The following is a 17,690-nucleotide window of genomic DNA, read 5'->3' on the forward strand; positions in this document are numbered from 1 at the left end:
CCGGTCTTAGAACGTTTCCCAATTGTCATTACTGTGCGCGGCGGCAGGCTGCGCGCGGGTTGGTGTTATCACCGGTTTCACCACTTTCGCCACCGTTGCAGTCGCCTGGCGCGTGCCGGTTTTGAAGCGGGCTACCGCAGAAGAGAGGCTGCTGGCCTGCTGCTCCAGCGACGCTGAGGCGTTAGCCGATTCCTGCACCAGCGTGGCGTTCTGCTGCGTGACGCGATCCATCTCGTTCACCGCCTGACCAATCTGGTCGATGCCGCGGCTCTGCTCATCGGACGCTGAAGCAATCTCGCCCATGATATCGGTGACGCGGGTAACAGCGCTGACGATTTCCTGCATGGTTTCACCGGCGCTGCTCACCAGCTGCGAACCGGTGTTGACACGCTGCACGGAATTCTCAATCAGCAGTTTGATCTCTTTCGCCGCCTGAGCGCTGCGCTGTGCCAGATTGCGCACTTCACCCGCTACCACGGCAAAACCGCGTCCTTGTTCACCGGCGCGCGCCGCTTCAACTGCCGCGTTGAGCGCGAGGATGTTGGTCTGGAAGGCGATGCCATCAATCACGCTGGTGATATCGGCGATTTTCTTCGAGCTGTCGGCGATATCGCGCATGGTTTTCACCACACCATCCACCACGTTGCCGCCTTTATCGGCGGTTTCCGAGGCGGTTTTCGCCAGCTGCGTGGCCTGACGCGCGTTATCGGCATTCTGTTTCACCGTGGCGGTAAGCTGTTCCATGCTGGCGGCGGTCTCTTCCAGCGATGCCGCTTGTTGCTCGGTGCGTGAAGAGAGATCGTTATTGCCGCTGGCAATTTCGCTGGCGCTGCCAAAAATCGCATCCGCGCTATCACGCACATTGTTGATGGTGCTGAGCAGCGACTGCTGCATATGGTTGAGGCTGGCGGCAATCGATGCCATTTCACTGCGGCCTTCCACCTGCAAACGGGCGGAGAGATCGCCGTCGGCGAAGCGCTCCATCTGCTGCTGTACCTGCTTCATCGGTGCCAGCAGGATGCGACGCACCAGAATCCACACCGCAGCCAGCAACAGCACCACAACTATCGCCATCACGGCGACCAACACCAGCATGTGCTGATAGTTATTATCATATTCCGCATTGCGCTCGGCCAGCAGCTGCACGTTTTGCTCGCGCCATTGCTTGTACGCGACTTCCAGATCGTCCTGCGCCTGCTGGGCGTCAAGGTTGCCATAGGCGGCGTAATCATTGGCTTTCAGGAACGCTGCCGACTGTTTCAGCAATTCTGCGAAGGCAGCAAATTTAGCGTCGACTACACTGGCTGAATCAGCGCTTTGTCCGGCAATGCGCGGCATGTTCTGGTAGAGGTCATAATGTTGCTTTGCTTCATCCAGTGATGCACCTGCGCTGATCAGCAGTTTGTTGATGGCGGCGACGGACGCTTCATCCGTTTGTTTTTTTAGGATACGAATGGCGACGCGGTTAATGATCACGCGCGTTTTCACCAGCGTTTGCCAACCGTCGGCCAGCTCACGCTGCTGATGTGACAGCTGATTACTGGTGGTGAAATTATGCTGTCCGGTAATCAGTGATGATAAAAACAGCGAGCCGGAAATCGCCTGCATCGCGGTGAAAACCACCAATATCATCATGATGGCTGTCACAATTTTCATTCGTTTAAACATAGGTGCGTCTCTGAGGAAGTAGGCTGATATCCAGGTTATCGGTATAAAAGCAAATCGCTTAAGTGCGAGCAGGAAATAATTACGTCACGGGACGATGAGAGGCGGGAAAAACAGATGAAAGCGTTTAACTACGAGCAGGATTTCAAGCACATCAATTTTCGCCAGCAGCCAGAGCTGTATCAGGTGGGGCGCGGCGAGCAGGGCGTGCTGATGGTCGAGCCCTATAAAAGTGAGATTCTGCCGCACTGGCGTTTTCGCACCGTCGAGCTGGCAAAAGAATCTTCACAGCAGATCATGCAGCTGTTTGAGGCATATCGCGCGCAGGACGATTTTGTCGGTATGGATATGGCGCGCAAATATATTCAGATGGGTTATACGCGTGCACGCCGCTACAGTAATCATCAGGGCGGGCGTAAATATGACGAGGCGGGCAACGAACTGCCGCGTACCACAGAAAAAGAAAAGGCCGCTGCGGCGGCCGTTTTCAAAGCGTGCTGGGATAAACTGCGCGCGGATACTGACTATCTGGCGCGCAAGCGTGCGCACCAGCAGAAGTATGGTTAAACGCGCGTGCCCCACAGATCGTATTCATCGGCGTGTTCCACTTTAACGCGGACCACGTCGCCGACTTTCACCTGACGATCGCCGTTCAGATAAACCGCGCCATCGATTTCCGGGGCGTCAGCCATGCTGCGTCCCACCGCGCCTTCTTCGTCCACTTCATCAATCAGCACCAGCACTTCGCGGCCGATTTTCTCCTGCAGCCGTTCGCTGGAGATCTTCTGCTGCAGCTGCATGAAGCGATCAAAACGATCCTGCTTCACGTCGTCCGGTACCTGATCCGGCAGCTGGTTAGCAGTTGCGCCATCTACCGGGCTGTACTGGAAGCAGCCAACGCGATCTAGGCGCGCTTCCCGCAGGAAGTCGAGCAGCATCTGGAAATCTTCTTCGGTTTCACCGGGGAAACCGACGATAAAGGTTGAACGCAGCGTCAGCTCCGGACAGATTTCACGCCAGCGCTTAATGCGCTCCAGCGTACGCTCTACCGCGCCGGGACGCTTCATCAGCTTGAGGATGCGCGGGCTGGCGTGCTGCAGCGGAATATCGAGGTACGGCAGAATCTTGCCTTCGGCCATCAGCGGGATCACATCATCCACATGCGGATAAGGATAAACGTAGTGCAGACGCACCCACACGCCGAGTTTGGCTAACTGCTCGCACAGGCTCACCATGCTGGTTTTCACCGGCGATCCGTTCCAGAAACCGGTGCGATGTTTAACATCCACGCCGTAAGCGGAGGTGTCTTGTGAGATTACCAGCAGCTCTTTCACGCCCGCTTCGACCAGACGTTTAGCTTCGTCGAGCACCGAACCGATTGGGCGGCTATCAAGATCGCCACGCATTGATGGAATGATGCAGAAGGTGCAGCGATGGTTGCAGCCTTCGGAAATTTTCAGGTAGGCGTAATGACGCGGCGTCAGTTTGACACCTTGCTCTGGCACTAAACTCAGGAACGGATTGTGTTCTGGTTTCGGCACATAAGTGTGCACATGCGACAGCACCTGCTCGTAGCTGTGCGGGCCAGTGATCTCCAGCACTTTCGGATGCACTTCGCGGATCTGATCCACTTTGGCACCGAGGCAACCGGTGACGATCACTTTGCCGTTCTCGTTCAGCGCTTCACCAATCGCTTCCAGAGATTCCTGTACGGCGCTGTCAATAAATCCACAGGTGTTAACGATGACGATCTCCGCATCATCGTAGCGTGGCACCACGTCATAGCCTTCAGTACGCAGCTCCGTCAGGATGCGTTCAGAGTCGACAAGGTTTTTCGGACAGCCGAGGGAGACGAACCCCACGCGCGGTGGATTTTTGACATGGCTCATAAGGATAAAAATTCATCATAATTAGTGTGGATAGGGGGGCGATTGTACAGAGGTTGCCGGGGAAAATGTATAGGCTGTGTAAGAATCTCCTTATGGGGTAACTAATGCATGATGATTGTGCTTAACTCTGTTGGCGGTGCGGCTCACTCGCTGGCGCAATGGCCCTCTGTGGCGATCCGAGTTGTGTAAGCTGGCGCCTTTTGCTTAAATGTTGGGTCGGTGAAGGTAAGTTGTTATCTTCACTGAAAATTTCAAATCGCACTGATAGTGAATCCTCACTGCCAGGGCAGAAGTGGATAATGTGAGAGCAGACATATGCAAGAGATCGTCAAAGGTTTTCTGAATTTTCAACAGAATGTGTTCCCTGAAAGGAAGGATCTTTTCAAAAGTTTGGCGTCCAACCAAAATCCCAAAGCCCTGTTTATCTCCTGCTCAGACAGCCGTCTGGTGCCAGAGCTGGTGACGCAGTCGGAGCCGGGTCAGCTGTTCGTGATCCGAAACGCCGGTAATATCGTGCCACCGTTTGGTCCAGAGCCGGGCGGCGTGTCCGCAACCATTGAGTACGCGGTTGTCGCTTTGGGCGTGACCGAAATTATTATTTGTGGTCACTCTAACTGCGGTGCCATGAACGCCATTGCTTCCAATGCCGATCTCGAAACCATGCCCGCGGTCGATCACTGGTTGCACTACGCCAACGCCGCTAAAGCGGTGGTGGAAGAGCGTAACTACGATTCCGTTGAGAAGCGTCTCAACGAAATGGTGAAAGAGAACGTGATTGCGCAGCTGAACAATATCAAAACACACCCTTCCGTAGCGGTAGCGCTGCGTAAAGGCAAAATTCGCCTGCATGGATGGGTTTATGATATTGAGAGTGGCGGAATCATTGCCCTGACCAAAGGCGGTGAATCCTTTATTTCGCTGTCGGAAAACCCGGAAACCTGCTTCGAGTAATTCCGCCTAACCACCTGCATTGCAGGTGGTTATCCTCGCATTTCGTTAATATTTCCCGCCACGTTTTTGACGACCTCCTACACTTGAGAAGCAATTACCTCTGATAAGGGCTTTCTCATGCGATTTCCCCTTTATGCTTCTGTTTTAACGCTGGCAATACTGGCGGTGGGCTGTACTTCCCATGTGACTAATCAACAACAATATTCAGGATTTCTCGGCGATTACAGTGAGTTGAAGGCCACTGAGTCGCCCAGCGGTAAACCGACCTTGCGCTGGATTTCACCCGATTACCATGATGCTGATTATAAAGGCGTGGTGTATACGCCAGTGGTCTATTATCCGGCGGCACACCCCACGGCACGTATCGATCAGCAAACATTGGATGCGATCCGCAGCTATACCGATACGCAACTCAAGCACGCGATTTCCCAGCGTAAACCGCTGGTGACGCAAAAAGGCCCTCACACGCTGGTAGTTAAAACCGCTATCACCGCCGTTTCTGCCGAAAATGAAGGCGTGCAGTTCTATGAAGTGGTGCCAATTGCCGCTGTTGTTGCCAGCACCATGGCAGCGACTGGACATCGCACGCAAAACAGCGCGCTGTTCCTCGAAATGGAAGCGCTGGATGCGCAGACTGGCAAGCCGCTGATCAAGGTGGTACGCAAGGCATTTGGTAAAAATCTGCCGAACAACAGTGCGCCAATCACACTTAACGATCTGCGTCCGGGCATCGACGAGATGGTCCGCGATGCGCTGACCTTCCCCGCACAGTAAATTCTCGCCCGGCGGCGTGCCGGGCTTAATGTTTTGTAAATCCTGCACATCCTTTGTCACGCGCTGACTACGCTTTACGGCAGACCGCGATAAAGGAGAATGCCATGCGTTTACTGCCCGCCGCGCTGCTGTTTGGCGCTTTAAGCACGTCCTTACCGTTATTCGCTGCCGATGTGCAGGTTCAGGTGCTTCAGGACAAGCTCGACCATCCGTGGTCCGTGTCTTTTCTACCCGATAATCAAACGCTGTTAATCACTGAACGATCCGGCCAGCTGCGCAGCTGGCAGCCGGGTAAAGGCTTGTCGCTACCGATCGGCGGGGTGCCGAAGGTGTGGGCGAATCGTCAGGGTGGCTTGCTGGATGTGGTGCTGGCACCGGACTTCGCCGAAAGCCGCCGCGTGTGGCTCAGCTACACCACCGCCGATGCCAGCGGTCGGGCAGGTGGCGTGGTGGGTTATGGTCGCCTGAGCGATGACAACCGTCAGCTGAGTGACTTTAAAGTGGTGCTGGAGCAAACGCCGAAGCTGTCGGGCGGCGCCAATATCGGCACGCGACTGGCATTTGATCGCCAGGGCTTTCTCTATATCGCCTTCGGTGACAACTTCGCCAGCAGCAGCGCGCAACAGCTGGATAAGCTCTCCGGTAAAATCGTGCGTCTGACCAAAGACGGTGAAATCCCGCCGGACAATCCGTTTGTTGATCGTCAAGGCGCGCGCGCGGAAATCTGGTCCTACGGCATGCGCAATCCGCAAGGGCTGGCGCTCAATCCGTGGACGCAGCAAATGTGGGAAAGCGAACACGGCCCGCGCGGTGGTGATGAGGTCAACATCCCCGAGAAAGGCAAGAATTACGGCTGGCCGCTGGCGACGCACGGCATTGATTACAGCGGGCAGAAAGTGCCGGAAGCAAAGGGCAGTGAAGTGGAAGGCACTGAGCAACCGCTGCATTTCTGGAAAGTCTCGCCGGCCATCAGCGGCATGGCGTTCTACAACAGCGCGCGTTTCCCGCAGTGGAAAAATTCCCTGTTTATTGGTGCGCTGAAAGAGAAGAGTTTGATTCGCTTGCAGGTCAACGGCGAGAAAGTGGTGGAGGAGCAGAGATTGCTGGAAAATCGTGGCGAACGTATTCGAGATGTGCGTCAAGGCCCGGATGGTTATCTGTACGTGCTAACCGATGAATCCAACGGCAAGCTGCTGAAAGTGGGGCTGCCAGACACAGCCAGCGCCCCACGCGGTTAAATTAGCGAGCCCAGTTACACACTTCCCATCCGCGCTGTTGTGCTTCCTGCAGCAGCAGCGGATTGGGATTGACCACCCACGCATGATCGGCATGTGCCAGCAGCGGTAAATCATTCATCGAATCGCTGTAAGCCCAGGTGCGTTCAAAGCGTTGATCTTGCTGTAACGCTTTCCAGTCACTGAGGCGTGTCACTTTACCTTCACGATAGGTCATGGTGCCGTAGGTTTGTCCGCTGTAGCGTTCATCCACCACTTCCACGCCAATCGCCAGCGCGCCGTGTACACCAAGGCGTTCGGCGATGGGCACCGCAAGATGATCGCCGCTGGCGGTGATGATCATTACCGTGTCGCCGCGCTGCTGGTGCCACGCAATACGCTCGCGGGCGGCAGGGAACACGCGCGGCATGATGTCGCGATGGATAAAGCGGCGTACCCAGCCTTCAACGGTCATCGTTGCCATGCCGGCGAGTGGCGCCAGCGTGGTGTTCATATACTCTTCAATGGATAACGTACCGGTGTGATATTGCTCCATCAGGATTTTCTCCTGCTGGATGATCTCTTCGGGGGCAAAGCCCTGTGAAACCAACCAGCGCAGCCAGAGGCTGGTGCTGTCTTCACAAATCAGGGTTTCGTCCAAATCGAAAATGGCTAAGTCCATCGCGGCTCTCCTCAGGCTGACTGAGTTCAGGTTAGCGGAAATTTGTGACTGGCTTAACCGTTCTGCGAAAAATCGGAATTACACGCAAATTTTTTCGGAAGTCAGATGGGCAAAAGTGGCGGCGCTGCGCGGTTGGTGCCAGGGTTACTCTAATAAACTCTATAAAACTTTACGATTGAGCGGTTTTTTTCGCTGGCCTGAACCGTTAGCGTGGGGCAAGACATGTCTTGCCTGCAAGAAAACCGAGATTTAACAAGGACAATCTGGTCACGCTCATGAGAAAAAACACCTTCGCTTCTGTCTGGCGGCCGTTGGCTGCGTCTTCACTTCTGTTACTCTTTATCCCCGCAGCCACCCTGGCTGAACAGGCACCTGCGGCACCGCAAATTGACGCCAAAGCCTGGATTTTAATGGATTACAACAGCGGCAAAGTGTTGGCGGAATCTAATGCCGATCAACGCCTCGATCCCGCCAGTTTGACCAAAATGATGACCAGCTATGTGGTCGGCCAGGCGCTGAAATCGGGCAAGATTCACAACGATGACATGGTTACCATCGGCCAGGATGCGTGGGCAACCGGCAATCCCAAGCTGCGCGGCTCATCGCTAATGTTCCTTAAGCCCGGCGATCGCATTCCGGTCTCTGAGCTGAATAAAGGTGTGGTGATTCAATCCGGCAACGATGCCTGTATCGCGCTGGCTGATTATGTCGCGGGCAGCCAGGATTCGTTTATCGGGTTGATGAACAACTACGTCAAGGCCTTTGGCCTGCAAAACACCCACTTTATGACGGTACACGGCCTGGACGCCGAAGGGCAGTACAGCACCGCGCGTGATATGGCGATTATCGGCCAGCGCCTGATTAGCGATGTACCGGAAGAGTATGCGATCAACAGCGAAAAAGAGTTCACCTTCAATAAGATTAAGCAGATGAACCGCAACCGTCTGCTGTGGAGCACCAATCTCAAGGTGGATGGCATTAAAACCGGTCACACCTCCGGCGCGGGTAACAATCTGGTGGCGTCGGCAACCGAAGGCGATATGCGGCTGATTTCCGTGGTGCTCGGTGCGGCGACCGATGCCACGCGTTTCCGCGAAAGTGAGAAGTTGCTGACGTGGGGCTTCCGCTTCTATGAAACCGTGACGCCGATTAAGGCCGATAAACCGTTTGCGCAGCAGCGCGTTTGGTTTGGCGATCGCAGCCAGGTCAATCTTGGCGTCGCAAAAGACGCCGCGATCACCGTACCAAAAGGGCAGATGAAAAACCTCAAGGCCAGCTTTACCCTGAATTCACCGCAGCTGGAAGCGCCGCTGGAGAAGAATCAGGTGGTGGGCACTATCGATTTCCAGCTGGATGGCAAAACCATTGAGCAACGTCCGCTGGTGACGATGGAAGCGGTGCCGGAAGGTGGCTTTGTTGGCCGCATTTGGGATTTCATCATGATGAAATTCCACGGCTGGTTCGGGAAGTGGTTTAGTTGAGACAAAAACGGTGCGCTTGATGCGCACCGTTTTTTACAGGCTCGTCATTAATGGCGACCCCATCGCTTACTCACGAATCCACCCTTTCTTAATCGGCATGGCGAACAGCGCGCGATACACCTGATGCGTAAACGCCAGCATGCGTTCGCCATACAGCTGCCACGCCATGTGCGACGCCAGACAACCCAGCAAGCCAACCAGGAATCCGCCCAGCATATCCAGCGGCCAGTGCACGCCAAGATAGACGCGTGACCAGGCGATGGCGCTGCCTATCACCAGCAACACCACACCTGACCAAAGGCGATGCCAGAAGATAAATGCCAGCGCAAAGGTGAAAATGGTGGTGCCGTGATCGCTCGGATAGGAATCATCAGGTCGGTGTGACAGTAACTGATGGCCAAAACCAATAGCGAACGGACGCGGATGCGGCAGCAACTGGCCGACGCACCACGAAATGCTCAGCGCATACAGCAGCGCCATGCCGGTTTTTAGCACCAGCTCGCGTTGAGACTGCACCTGATCGCGCGGTCCCCACAGCCACAGCGCCACAATCAGCAGTGGTACGATGGCGATCACATCTTTGGCGATAAAAGTCGCCAGAGTGATCAGCCACTGCGGTGAATCCTCTGTAGCGTTAATCCATAAAAAGAGCGTGTGGTTCAATGCTTCCATCACGATTCCTTGTCCTCGTCTTGTTTACCCGAAAAACAGCAGAGCAAAATTGTCTGCAAAATAAAGCTGATAGCCTAGAAGCGTCCGAACCAGTAATAAATAGTCGCGCTCTTAATCTTATCGCGGGTTGTTGGAGTGTTTAACTTTGATGAAAGTTGCATGAAGATTTAAAAAATCGACATCAGAGTGGCAGGATGGAATCTTTATTTGAGGAGAACCTTAAGCGGCAGAATGGCAGCCATAAAAAAACCCGCAAGTCAGTGACCGGCGGGCTCCACAATTTGGGGATTTCAAAGAAAAGCAGTGGCACTTATTCAGACTGCGACCCCAGAAGAAAGTTCTGGACAGCGCAAAAATATTTTTATAAAGGCAAAAGCGGCCAGATTATCACGATCAGGGTACCGGCCAGCGTCAGCAAAACATTCGCGATCGCATATGTTCCTGCATAGCCCAAGGCTGGGATGCTGCTGCGCGCGGTATCGCTGATGATCTCCATCGCTGGCGCACAGGTGCGCGCGCCCATGATGGCACCAAACAGCAGCGCGCGGTTCATACGCAGCACGTAAGCGCCGAACAGATAGCAAATCACCACCGGCAGCAAACTCACCAGCAAGCCACTTAGCAGCATCAACGCGCCGGCGCTGCCGAATCCGTGCTGCAAGCCGCTGCCCGCGCTCAGACCAACGCCCGCCATAAACACCATCAGGCCAAACTCTTTCACCATCGTTAGCGCACCCTGCGGGATGTAGCCAAATGTAGGATGGTTAGCGCGCATAAAGCCCAGCATGATGCCTGCGAACAACAATCCAGCGGCGTTACCGATGCCGAAGCTGAAATTGCTGAACTGGAAGGTGATCATCCCGACCATCAAGCCGACGATAAAGAAGGCGCAGAAGGCCAGCAGATCGGTGATTTGGCTGTGAATGGCGATAAAGCCAATGCGATCGGCCAGGCTTTTCACGCGACGCGCTTCGCCGCTTACCTGCAGCACATCGCCTTTGTTCAGCATAATGCTGTCATCGATCGGCATTTCGATTTGGCTGCGAATCACCCGGTTAAGGAAGCAGCCGTGATCGGTCAGTTTGAGATGACTCAGGCGCTTGTTCACCGCATTGTGATTTTTCACCACGATCTCTTCGGTGACGATGCGCATATCCAGCAAATCACGGTCGAACACCTCTTTGCCGTTACGGAAACTGGGATCAAGACGCGCGTGCGCATCGGGATAGCCCACCAGCGAGATATCGTCGCCCAGCTGCAGCATCGCGTCACCGTCCGGGCTGGCGAGAATACCGTTACGGCGCAAACGCTCGATGTAGCAGCCGGTCTGGCGATGAATGCCCAGCTCGCGCAGGTTTTTACCGCCGCTCCACTCCACCAGTTCCGGACCCACGCGATACGCGCGGATCACCGGTAGAAACACTTTGCGCTGGCTATCAGCGTCGAGGCCGCGCTCGCGCGCGATTTGCTGCGCGCAAGTCGGCAGATCCTGATGCTGCAGGCGCGGCAGATAGCGCGCGCCAAAAATCAGGCTGACTAAACCTACCAGATAGGTGAGGGCATATCCGAGGCTGAGGTTGTCCTGCATCAAGGTGAGCTGATGGCTGTCGCTGATGCTTTGCCGCAACGTATCGCCAGCACCCACCAGCACCGGCGTTGAGGTCATTGAACCGGCCAACATGCCCGCGGTTAAACCAATATCCCAGCCGAATACTTTGCCGAGCGTCAGGGCGATTAACAGCGCGCTGACCACCATGACAATCGCCAGAAAGAAGTAGTTTTTACCGTCGCGGAAAAATATCGAGAAAAAGTTAGGCCCGGCTTCCACGCCAACACAAAAAATAAACAACATAAAGCCAAGACTTAATGCGTCAGTATTAATGGCGAAATGCTGTTGACCTAAAATCAACGAAACAACCAGGACTCCAATGGAATTACCGAGTTGGACCGAACCGAGGCGTAATTTACCTAAGCAGAGTCCGAGGGCTAAAACGACAAATAATAACAGAACGTCATTTCTGCTTAACAATTCTGCGACGTTAATGTTCACGGTTTAACTTCTTATTAACCTGTAACCAGTTGATGAGAGGGGCTTTTTTCGCTATCTTGTGCCGAACGTTAAGGTTCTTGCAACAAAAGCGTTCAAGCCGAAATCTAAAGCGGCGTCATTCTAATCATAATTAACACCCTCAGCTATCGGCAGTTTTCATTCCTTTCGCCTCCAGCTGTTTCTTTTTATTTCCAGTCGTGCGCATCAGGGCAGTAAAAGTTTCATAATTGTTAACGTCAAAGTTGAGGATAATTATGTTGCAGCGCAATAATCGCTGGCCAGCATCCATTCTGGGCGTGATGCTTTATACGCTGGTGTTTATTTATGCACATCATTTCTGGGCCGCCGCCAGTGAACAAGCCGTACGCGGACAGCCAGAATTACTGCTGTTTTTACTGCCGGGATGTGTGATGGCGCTACTGCAGCCGCAAAGTCCGCTTATCAGCACCTTGTGGGTCGCGCTAGGCGGTACGCTGCTGGGTATGATGTGGTTAATGCTGGCGGTGCCAATGACGCACAGCGGCTTGTTGATTGTGGCCTGGAGTTTGAGTGCGCTGTTTTGGGCGGGCTGTGGTGCGCTGCTGGTGCGCTTGCTGCGGATTATGCTGGCGATGCGAGCCGAATAGTACCTGCAAAAACGGGCCCGCAGGCCCGTTCTCTTAGGCTTCGATACCCAGGTTTTCTTTGGTCCAGGCAGCGAATTCGGTGTAGCCACCAATGTGCTGATCGTCGAGGAAAATCTGCGGCACGGTCGTAACCGGCTTGCCGGCACGGGCTTCCAGATCGGCTTTAGTAATGCCGGTGGCCTGAATATCCACGTATTGATAGTTAAAGTCGTCGCGCTCGCTGGTCAGCTTAGCCGCCAACTCTTTCGCACGTACGCAGTAAGGGCAGCTAGAACGGCCAAAAATCACTGCAATCATTGCTTCTCTCCTTCCGCTGCTGTTTTGTGACTAGAATCACATCACAGCGTGAATAATGCGTCACATCATGCCCGCCCATCCTGCTTAAAGGAAGAAGAATATACCTGTTACTCTAATACTTACCGCCTATACATTGGGTAAAATGCGGCTAACGCTGAAAGAACAATCAAGGAACCATCGCATGCGTAATCTCGCCACATTACCCAAACCCGTGTTGCTACTCGAAGTGCTCGGCGTGCTTGCCGTGATTGGCGCCTTGTTGCTTACCAACGATTGGGTGAGCGCACCTGATTTCATCGCCAAAAAGCCGCTGGCGACGCTGCTGTTTTTTCTTGGTATCGCGCTGATGCTGCCTGCCGCATGGATGATGATGTGGCGCACGGCGAAGGCGATGGCCCCGCAATTGTTCAATCATTCCAACAAAAAGAAGTAACCACCGGAGAGAATTTATGACGCCGACTATCGATTTACTGTGCAGCCACCGTTCCATTCGCGCTTTTACCGAACAGGGCATTGACGAGGCGCAACGCAGCGCCATCATTGCAGCGGCACAAGCGGCTTCGACCTCCAGCTTTTTACAGTGCTCCTCAATTATTCGTATCACCGATCCCGCTAAGCGCGAGCAGCTGGTCCAGCTGACCGGCGGCCAGCCTTGGGTCAGCGCAGCGGCGGAGTTTTGGGTGTTCTGCGCGGATTTCAATCGTCATCAACAGATCTGCCCGGATGCGCAACTGGGGCGTGCTGAACAGCTGCTGCTCGGTTGCGTTGATACCGCGCTGATGGCGCAAAATGCCATGGTGGCGGCGGAATCGCTGGGCCTTGGCGGCGTATTTATTGGCGGGATTCGCAACAGCATCGCTGAAGTGACCGAGCTGCTTGAACTGCCGAAGTTTGTGCTGCCGCTGTTCGGCTTCTGCATCGGTCATCCGGCTGATACACCCGATGTTAAACCCCGCATGCCGCACGCGATGCTGGTACATGAAAACCGCTATCATGCAGTCGATAAAAATCTGTTGGCGCAATACGATGAGCAAATTACCGCCTATTATCAGCAGCGTGATAGCAACCAGCGTTCCGAAACCTGGAGTCAGCTGATTCAGCGTCTGATTATCAAAGAAACGCGTCCCTTCATACTGGATTACCTGCATCAGCAGGGCTGGGCGACGCGCTAAGCACAAGGAACTCTGCAATGAAAATGGCCATTCTCACTCGCGATGGCTCGATCTATTCGTGTAAGCGTCTGCGCGACGCCGCGGAGGAGCGTGGCCATCAAGTGCAGATGATCGATCCGCTCTCCTGCTACATGAACATCAATTCCGATTCGCCTGCGGTGCACTATCGCGGCGAGGCGCTGGGGCATTTTGATGCGGTGATCCCGCGCATCGGCACCGCCACCACCTTTTACGGCACCGCGGTGCTGCGCCAGTTTGAGGTGCGCGGCAGCTATCCACTCAATGAATCGGTGGCGATTACCCGCGCGCGCGACAAACTGCGTTCGCTGCAGCTGCTGGCGCGTGAGGGCATTGATATGCCGATCACCGGTTTTGCTTCTTCGCCGGATGATACTGATGATTTGATCGCGATGGTGGGCGGTGCGCCGCTGGTGGTGAAACTGGTGGAGGGCACACAGGGCATCGGTGTGGTGCTGGCGGAAACGCGGCAGGCAGCGGAGAGCGTGATTGACGCCTTTCGTGGCCTCAATGCCCATATTCTGGTGCAGGAGTTCATCAAGGAAGCGCAAGGGCGCGATATTCGCTGCCTGGTGATTGGCAATGAAGTGGTGGCGGCGATTGAGCGCGAGGCGAAAGAGGGCGATTTTCGTTCCAATCTGCATCGCGGCGGCAAAGCGCGTGCGGTGGAGATCACTGAACAGGAGCGCAAAATCGCGGTGAAAGCCGCCAGCACGCTGGGGCTGGAAGTGGCTGGTGTGGATATCCTGCGCGCCCTGCGTGGTCCGCTGGTTATGGAGGTAAACGCCTCACCGGGACTGGAAGGGATTGAGGGCATTACCGGTTTAGATATCGCCACCATGATGATCACGTGGATTGAGCAGCACGCTTGCCCCGGCTATCGTCCTAAAACCGGCGGCTAACCGGCGCTTTTCAGCGGTTTTCGTGGCATCCAGATCGGTTTTTCCGTAAGCTAAGGCGCTTATTTCTTCACCCCACAGGATATTACGATGGATTCACTGGTCGTTCCGGACATTGACGTACTGCGTCGCTGGCTGGATCAACAAAATATCACCTGGTTCGAATGCGATGCCTGTCAGGCACTGCACCTGCCGCACATGCAGAATTTTGACGGGGTGTTTGATGCAAAAATTGACCTGGTGGATAACGTTATCCTCTTCTCCGCGCTGGCAGAAGTAAAACCTACGGCGCTGATTCCGCTGGTGGGCGATCTCTCGCAGATCAATGCCAGTTCGCTAACGATTAAAGCCTTTGTTGATATTCAGGACGACAATCTGCCGAAGCTGATTGTCTGCCAGTCTATCAGTACCAGCGCCGGATTAACCTTCGGGCAGTTCTCCCACTTTATGAAGCAGAGTGAAGAGGGCGTTTCTATGGTAATCATGGAAGCCTTTGCTAACCACCTGCTGGTGGTTGAAGAAGAAGAGGAGCGACAGCCGAGCTCCAGCAGCCACGCGATGCTGCACTGAGTTCCCCGCCTCGCTAACTGCCGCTTTTTGCGGCAGTTTTCATTTTTGCCCCACCACTTTTTATTCTGCACTTTGCCCTTTATTGCCAGATATTAGTCGTGCTTTATGCCACTAGTGCCAAACCCCATAGCAGAAACATGCATAACTCATCGCAAAAAGGCGTTTTTTAAGCTGGGATCTGGTGAAGGTGGTGCGGGGGGGCTATTCTTGCGGGGCTGCTTGAGACGTGCAACCTCAGCGCAGGTATAGGTTTTTGCTATTAAACTCCCGCTGAATATTGATTCATTGTGTGCCTGTGATTTAACAGAAAACGCAACGTCCGGATCGCCGTGTATGCAGCGTTGTGATGACCCGCTCAGGAGGAAGTAAAACATGTTCAACCAACGTCAAAAATGGTTGTCAGGTGTGGTTGCTGGTGCATTGATGGCTGCGGCCGGCGGTGTGCAGGCCGAAGGCAGTACGGTACATGTGTATAACTGGTCCGATTATATCGCGGCGGATACCGTGCCGAACTTCGAAAAGCAGACCGGCGATAAAGTGGTGTATGACGTCTTTGATTCTAACGAAGTGTTGGAAGGCAAATTAATGGCGGGCAGTACCGGCTACGACGTGGTGGTGCCGTCGTCCAGCTTCCTCGCGCGTCAGCTGCAATCCGGCGTATTCCAGGAGCTGGATAAGAGCAAGCTGCCGAACTACAAAAACCTTGATCCCGATCTGATGAAGAAACTGGAGCAGCACGATCCGGGTAACAAATTTGCGATTCCTTATCTGTGGGGCACCACCGGCATCGGCTATAACGTCGATAAAGTGAAAGCCGCACTGGGCAAAGATGTGCCGCTGGATAGCTGGGATTTGGTGCTGAAACCGGAAAACCTGGAAAAACTGAAAGGCTGCGGGGTTTCCTTCCTTGATGCGCCGGAAGAGATTTTCGCTACTGTGCTGAACTACCTTGGCAAAGATCCCAACAGCTCTGACGCGAAAGATTACTCTGGCGCAGCGACTGATTTGCTGCTGAAACTGCGTCCGAACATCCGTTACTTCCACTCGTCGCAGTACATCAACGACCTGGCGAACGGCAACATCTGCGTGGCGATTGGCTGGTCAGGCGATATTCTGCAGGCGAAAGATCGTGCGGATAAAGCCAACAACGGCGTGCATGTCGGCTATATCGTGCCGAAGCAGGGCGCTCTGGCATTCTTTGACATGTTCGCGATTCCAAAAGACGCGAAAAATGTGGAAGGCGCCTACCAATTCCTTAATTACATGATGGATCCCAAAGTCATCGCTGACGTTTCCAACAACATGAACTACGCCAACGGTAACAAAGCCTCGCTGCCGCTGATCAATGCGGACGTGCGCAACAATCCGGGCATTTTCCCAACACCGGATGCAATGGCCAAACTGTTTGTGCTCAAGGTCCAGGATCCGAAACTGGATCGTGTGCGCACCCGTGCATGGACTAAAGTAAAAAGTGGTAAGTAATTCGTTCTGAACGATTATTGCCTGAAGACGACAGCAGAGGCGCAGTGATGGCCTCTGTTGTGCCATTTCTAGCGGCTGGCTGTGCCGCGCGATTTTAGCGCCGGAGAAATGTTAGTGAACGACGCGATTCCCCGCCCCCCAAATAAAACGGCTAAGGCGATGACGCCGCTGCTGGAAATTCGCAACCTGACTAAATCGTTTGACGGCCAGCACGCCGTTGATGATGTCAGTCTGACCATTTACAAAGGTGAGATTTTTGCGCTACTGGGCGCATCCGGCTGTGGTAAATCGACCTTGCTGCGCATGCTGGCGGGATTTGAACCGCCCACCAGCGGCCAGATTGTGCTGGATGGGCAGGATCTCTCCCATGTTCCGCCGTATCAGCGCCCGATCAACATGATGTTCCAGTCCTACGCACTGTTCCCGCACATGACGGTGGAGCAGAACATCGCCTTTGGTCTGAAGCAGGACAAACTGCCGAAAGGCGAAATCAGCAGCCGCGTTGAAGAGATGCTGTCGCTGGTACATATGCAGGAGTTCGCGAAGCGTAAGCCGCATCAGCTCTCTGGTGGTCAGCGTCAGCGGGTGGCGCTGGCGCGTAGCCTGGCGAAGCGGCCCAAACTGCTGCTGCTCGACGAGCCGATGGGCGCACTGGATAAAAAGCTGCGTGACCGCATGCAGCACGAAGTGGTCGATATTCTCGAGCGTGTCGGTGCCACCTGCGTGATGGTGACGCACGATCAGGAAGAAGCGATGACCATGGCGGGCCGCATCGCCATCATGAACCGCGGTAAATTCGTGCAGATTGGTGAGCCGGAAGAGATCTACGAGCATCCCACCAGCCGCTACAGCGCCGAGTTCATCGGTTCGGTGAACGTGTTCGAAGGCTTGCTGCGCGAACGCGGTGAAGACGCGCTGATCATTGATGCGCCGGGCTTAGTGCATCCGCTGAAAGTGCAGACCGATGTTTCTGTCGTCGATAACGTGCCGGTCCATGTGGCGCTGCGTCCGGAAAAAGTGATGCTGTGCGAAGAGGTGCCTGCCGATGGCTGTAACTTTGCCGTAGGTGAAGTGGTGCATATCGCCTATCTCGGCGACCTGTCGATTTATCACGTGCGCCTGCGCAGCGGCCAGATGATCAGCGCACAGTTGCAAAACGCCCATCGCTACCGCAAAGGCGCGCCAACGTGGGGCGATGAAGTGCGTCTCTGCTGGGACGCCGACAGCTGTGTGGTTCTGACGGTTTAA

At 54.5% G+C, this 17,690-nt stretch carries 18 protein-coding genes; 12 read left to right on the forward strand and 6 right to left on the reverse strand.

Annotated elements, in window-relative coordinates; all coding sequences use genetic code 11:
• Positions 1–6: 6 nt before the first annotated feature.
• Complete coding sequence (locus ACYAC5_RS06605; RefSeq protein WP_462062628.1) at positions 7–1,668, reverse strand: methyl-accepting chemotaxis protein; 1,662 nt, start codon at positions 1,666–1,668, stop codon at positions 7–9.
• Positions 1,669–1,782: 114 nt separating this feature from the next.
• On the opposite strand from ACYAC5_RS06605, the gene ACYAC5_RS06610 reads away from it, so the two are divergent.
• Positions 1,783–2,232 (forward strand): DUF4385 domain-containing protein, encoded by a 450-nt coding sequence (locus ACYAC5_RS06610; RefSeq protein ID WP_101760999.1) that lies wholly within the window; start codon positions 1,783–1,785, stop codon positions 2,230–2,232.
• Here the strand turns inward: ACYAC5_RS06610 and rimO are convergent.
• The gene (rimO, locus tag ACYAC5_RS06615; protein ID WP_110865820.1) at positions 2,229–3,554 is read right to left on the reverse strand and encodes a 30S ribosomal protein S12 methylthiotransferase RimO; all 1,326 of its coding nucleotides are present in this window, start codon (positions 3,552–3,554) and stop codon (positions 2,229–2,231) included. The two genes, ACYAC5_RS06610 and rimO, sit on opposite strands and share 4 nt — an antisense overlap.
• 315 nt (positions 3,555–3,869) lie before the next feature.
• Between rimO and ACYAC5_RS06620 the strand changes: the two genes are divergently transcribed.
• The 3 genes from ACYAC5_RS06620 (at position 3,870) to ACYAC5_RS06630 (ending at position 6,517) form a co-directional block, all read left to right on the forward strand.
• On the forward strand, positions 3,870–4,505 hold the full coding sequence (locus ACYAC5_RS06620; protein WP_101760997.1) for a carbonic anhydrase: 636 nt from the start codon (positions 3,870–3,872) through the stop codon (positions 4,503–4,505).
• 117 nt (positions 4,506–4,622) lie between these two features.
• Positions 4,623–5,279: a DUF3313 domain-containing protein gene (locus ACYAC5_RS06625; RefSeq protein ID WP_462062629.1), complete on the forward strand. Its 657-nt coding sequence runs from the start codon at positions 4,623–4,625 to the stop codon at positions 5,277–5,279.
• A 104-nt stretch (positions 5,280–5,383) separates the two neighbouring features.
• Positions 5,384–6,517 (forward strand): PQQ-dependent sugar dehydrogenase, encoded by a 1,134-nt coding sequence (locus ACYAC5_RS06630; RefSeq protein ID WP_462062630.1) that lies wholly within the window; start codon positions 5,384–5,386, stop codon positions 6,515–6,517.
• A gap of 1 nt (position 6,518) precedes the next feature.
• Here the strand turns inward: ACYAC5_RS06630 and ACYAC5_RS06635 are convergent, their stop codons facing one another.
• A complete protein-coding gene (locus tag ACYAC5_RS06635) occupies positions 6,519–7,175 on the reverse strand; it encodes an HAD family hydrolase (protein ID WP_101760994.1) in 657 nt (218 codons plus the stop codon).
• A gap of 275 nt (positions 7,176–7,450) precedes the next feature.
• On the opposite strand from ACYAC5_RS06635, the gene ACYAC5_RS06640 reads away from it, so the two are divergent.
• On the forward strand, positions 7,451–8,656 hold the full coding sequence (locus ACYAC5_RS06640) for a serine hydrolase (protein ID WP_101760993.1): 1,206 nt from the start codon (positions 7,451–7,453) through the stop codon (positions 8,654–8,656).
• Between the two features lie 66 nt (positions 8,657–8,722).
• On the opposite strand, the gene ybjG is transcribed toward ACYAC5_RS06640, so the two are convergent.
• Together ybjG and ACYAC5_RS06650 are read right to left on the reverse strand one after the other, a co-directional pair.
• Positions 8,723–9,328 (reverse strand): undecaprenyl-diphosphate phosphatase, encoded by a 606-nt coding sequence (gene ybjG, locus ACYAC5_RS06645; protein ID WP_101760992.1) that lies wholly within the window; start codon positions 9,326–9,328, stop codon positions 8,723–8,725.
• A 361-nt stretch (positions 9,329–9,689) separates the two neighbouring features.
• Positions 9,690–11,378 carry an aspartate:alanine antiporter gene (locus tag ACYAC5_RS06650; RefSeq protein WP_462062632.1) on the reverse strand — a complete coding sequence of 563 codons (1,689 nt, stop codon included), beginning with the start codon at positions 11,376–11,378 and terminating at the stop codon, positions 9,690–9,692.
• A gap of 254 nt (positions 11,379–11,632) precedes the next feature.
• Here ACYAC5_RS06650 and ybjM point away from each other — a divergent pair, with 254 nt between their 5' ends.
• Positions 11,633–12,004 (forward strand): inner membrane protein YbjM, encoded by a 372-nt coding sequence (gene ybjM / locus ACYAC5_RS06655; protein WP_192413902.1) that lies wholly within the window; start codon positions 11,633–11,635, stop codon positions 12,002–12,004.
• A gap of 33 nt (positions 12,005–12,037) precedes the next feature.
• Here the strand turns inward: ybjM and ACYAC5_RS06660 are convergent, their stop codons facing one another.
• Positions 12,038–12,301, reverse strand: a complete 264-nt coding sequence (locus ACYAC5_RS06660; protein ID WP_007887673.1) for a GrxA family glutaredoxin — start codon at positions 12,299–12,301, stop codon at positions 12,038–12,040.
• Between the two features lie 181 nt (positions 12,302–12,482).
• Between ACYAC5_RS06660 and ACYAC5_RS06665 the strand changes: the two genes are divergently transcribed.
• The 6 genes from ACYAC5_RS06665 (at position 12,483) to potG (ending at position 17,690) form a co-directional block, all read left to right on the forward strand.
• Positions 12,483–12,734, forward strand: coding sequence for a DUF1418 family protein (locus tag ACYAC5_RS06665; protein WP_101760989.1), 252 nt, complete (start codon positions 12,483–12,485; stop codon positions 12,732–12,734).
• Between the two features lie 16 nt (positions 12,735–12,750).
• Positions 12,751–13,473, forward strand: coding sequence for an oxygen-insensitive NADPH nitroreductase (gene nfsA / locus ACYAC5_RS06670; protein WP_101760988.1), 723 nt, complete (start codon positions 12,751–12,753; stop codon positions 13,471–13,473).
• A 17-nt stretch (positions 13,474–13,490) separates the two neighbouring features.
• Positions 13,491–14,393, forward strand: coding sequence for a 30S ribosomal protein S6--L-glutamate ligase (gene rimK / locus ACYAC5_RS06675; RefSeq protein WP_192413900.1), 903 nt, complete (start codon positions 13,491–13,493; stop codon positions 14,391–14,393).
• A gap of 87 nt (positions 14,394–14,480) precedes the next feature.
• Positions 14,481–14,960: a type III secretion system chaperone family protein gene (locus ACYAC5_RS06680; protein ID WP_008102469.1), complete on the forward strand. Its 480-nt coding sequence runs from the start codon at positions 14,481–14,483 to the stop codon at positions 14,958–14,960.
• Between the two features lie 372 nt (positions 14,961–15,332).
• Positions 15,333–16,442 carry a spermidine/putrescine ABC transporter substrate-binding protein PotF gene (gene potF / locus ACYAC5_RS06685; protein WP_101760986.1) on the forward strand — a complete coding sequence of 370 codons (1,110 nt, stop codon included), beginning with the start codon at positions 15,333–15,335 and terminating at the stop codon, positions 16,440–16,442.
• 114 nt (positions 16,443–16,556) lie between these two features.
• The gene (potG, locus tag ACYAC5_RS06690; RefSeq protein WP_158238594.1) at positions 16,557–17,690 is read left to right on the forward strand and encodes a putrescine ABC transporter ATP-binding subunit PotG; all 1,134 of its coding nucleotides are present in this window, start codon (positions 16,557–16,559) and stop codon (positions 17,688–17,690) included.

The organism is Pantoea sp. y20 (assembly GCF_054903455.1).

Excerpts from the sequence above, each read along its gene's own strand:
- nfsA (WP_101760988.1), top strand. The coding sequence starts at position 12,751 with ATGACGCCGACTATCGATTTACTGTGCAGCCACCGTTCCATTCGCGCT.
- ACYAC5_RS06605 (WP_462062628.1), bottom strand. The coding sequence starts at position 1,668 with ATGTTTAAACGAATGAAAATTGTGACAGCCATCATGATGATATTGGTG.
- ACYAC5_RS06680 (WP_008102469.1), top strand. The coding sequence starts at position 14,481 with ATGGATTCACTGGTCGTTCCGGACATTGACGTACTGCGTCGCTGGCTG.
- ACYAC5_RS06630 (WP_462062630.1), top strand. The coding sequence starts at position 5,384 with ATGCGTTTACTGCCCGCCGCGCTGCTGTTTGGCGCTTTAAGCACGTCC.
- ACYAC5_RS06625 (WP_462062629.1), top strand. The coding sequence starts at position 4,623 with ATGCGATTTCCCCTTTATGCTTCTGTTTTAACGCTGGCAATACTGGCG.
- ACYAC5_RS06665 (WP_101760989.1), top strand. The coding sequence starts at position 12,483 with ATGCGTAATCTCGCCACATTACCCAAACCCGTGTTGCTACTCGAAGTG.
- ACYAC5_RS06660 (WP_007887673.1), bottom strand. The coding sequence starts at position 12,301 with ATGATTGCAGTGATTTTTGGCCGTTCTAGCTGCCCTTACTGCGTACGT.
- ACYAC5_RS06640 (WP_101760993.1), top strand. The coding sequence starts at position 7,451 with ATGAGAAAAAACACCTTCGCTTCTGTCTGGCGGCCGTTGGCTGCGTCT.
- rimK (WP_192413900.1), top strand. The coding sequence starts at position 13,491 with ATGAAAATGGCCATTCTCACTCGCGATGGCTCGATCTATTCGTGTAAG.
- ACYAC5_RS06610 (WP_101760999.1), top strand. The coding sequence starts at position 1,783 with ATGAAAGCGTTTAACTACGAGCAGGATTTCAAGCACATCAATTTTCGC.
- ybjM (WP_192413902.1), top strand. The coding sequence starts at position 11,633 with ATGTTGCAGCGCAATAATCGCTGGCCAGCATCCATTCTGGGCGTGATG.
- ACYAC5_RS06635 (WP_101760994.1), bottom strand. The coding sequence starts at position 7,175 with ATGGACTTAGCCATTTTCGATTTGGACGAAACCCTGATTTGTGAAGAC.
- ybjG (WP_101760992.1), bottom strand. The coding sequence starts at position 9,328 with ATGGAAGCATTGAACCACACGCTCTTTTTATGGATTAACGCTACAGAG.
- rimO (WP_110865820.1), bottom strand. The coding sequence starts at position 3,554 with ATGAGCCATGTCAAAAATCCACCGCGCGTGGGGTTCGTCTCCCTCGGC.
- ACYAC5_RS06620 (WP_101760997.1), top strand. The coding sequence starts at position 3,870 with ATGCAAGAGATCGTCAAAGGTTTTCTGAATTTTCAACAGAATGTGTTC.
- potF (WP_101760986.1), top strand. The coding sequence starts at position 15,333 with ATGTTCAACCAACGTCAAAAATGGTTGTCAGGTGTGGTTGCTGGTGCA.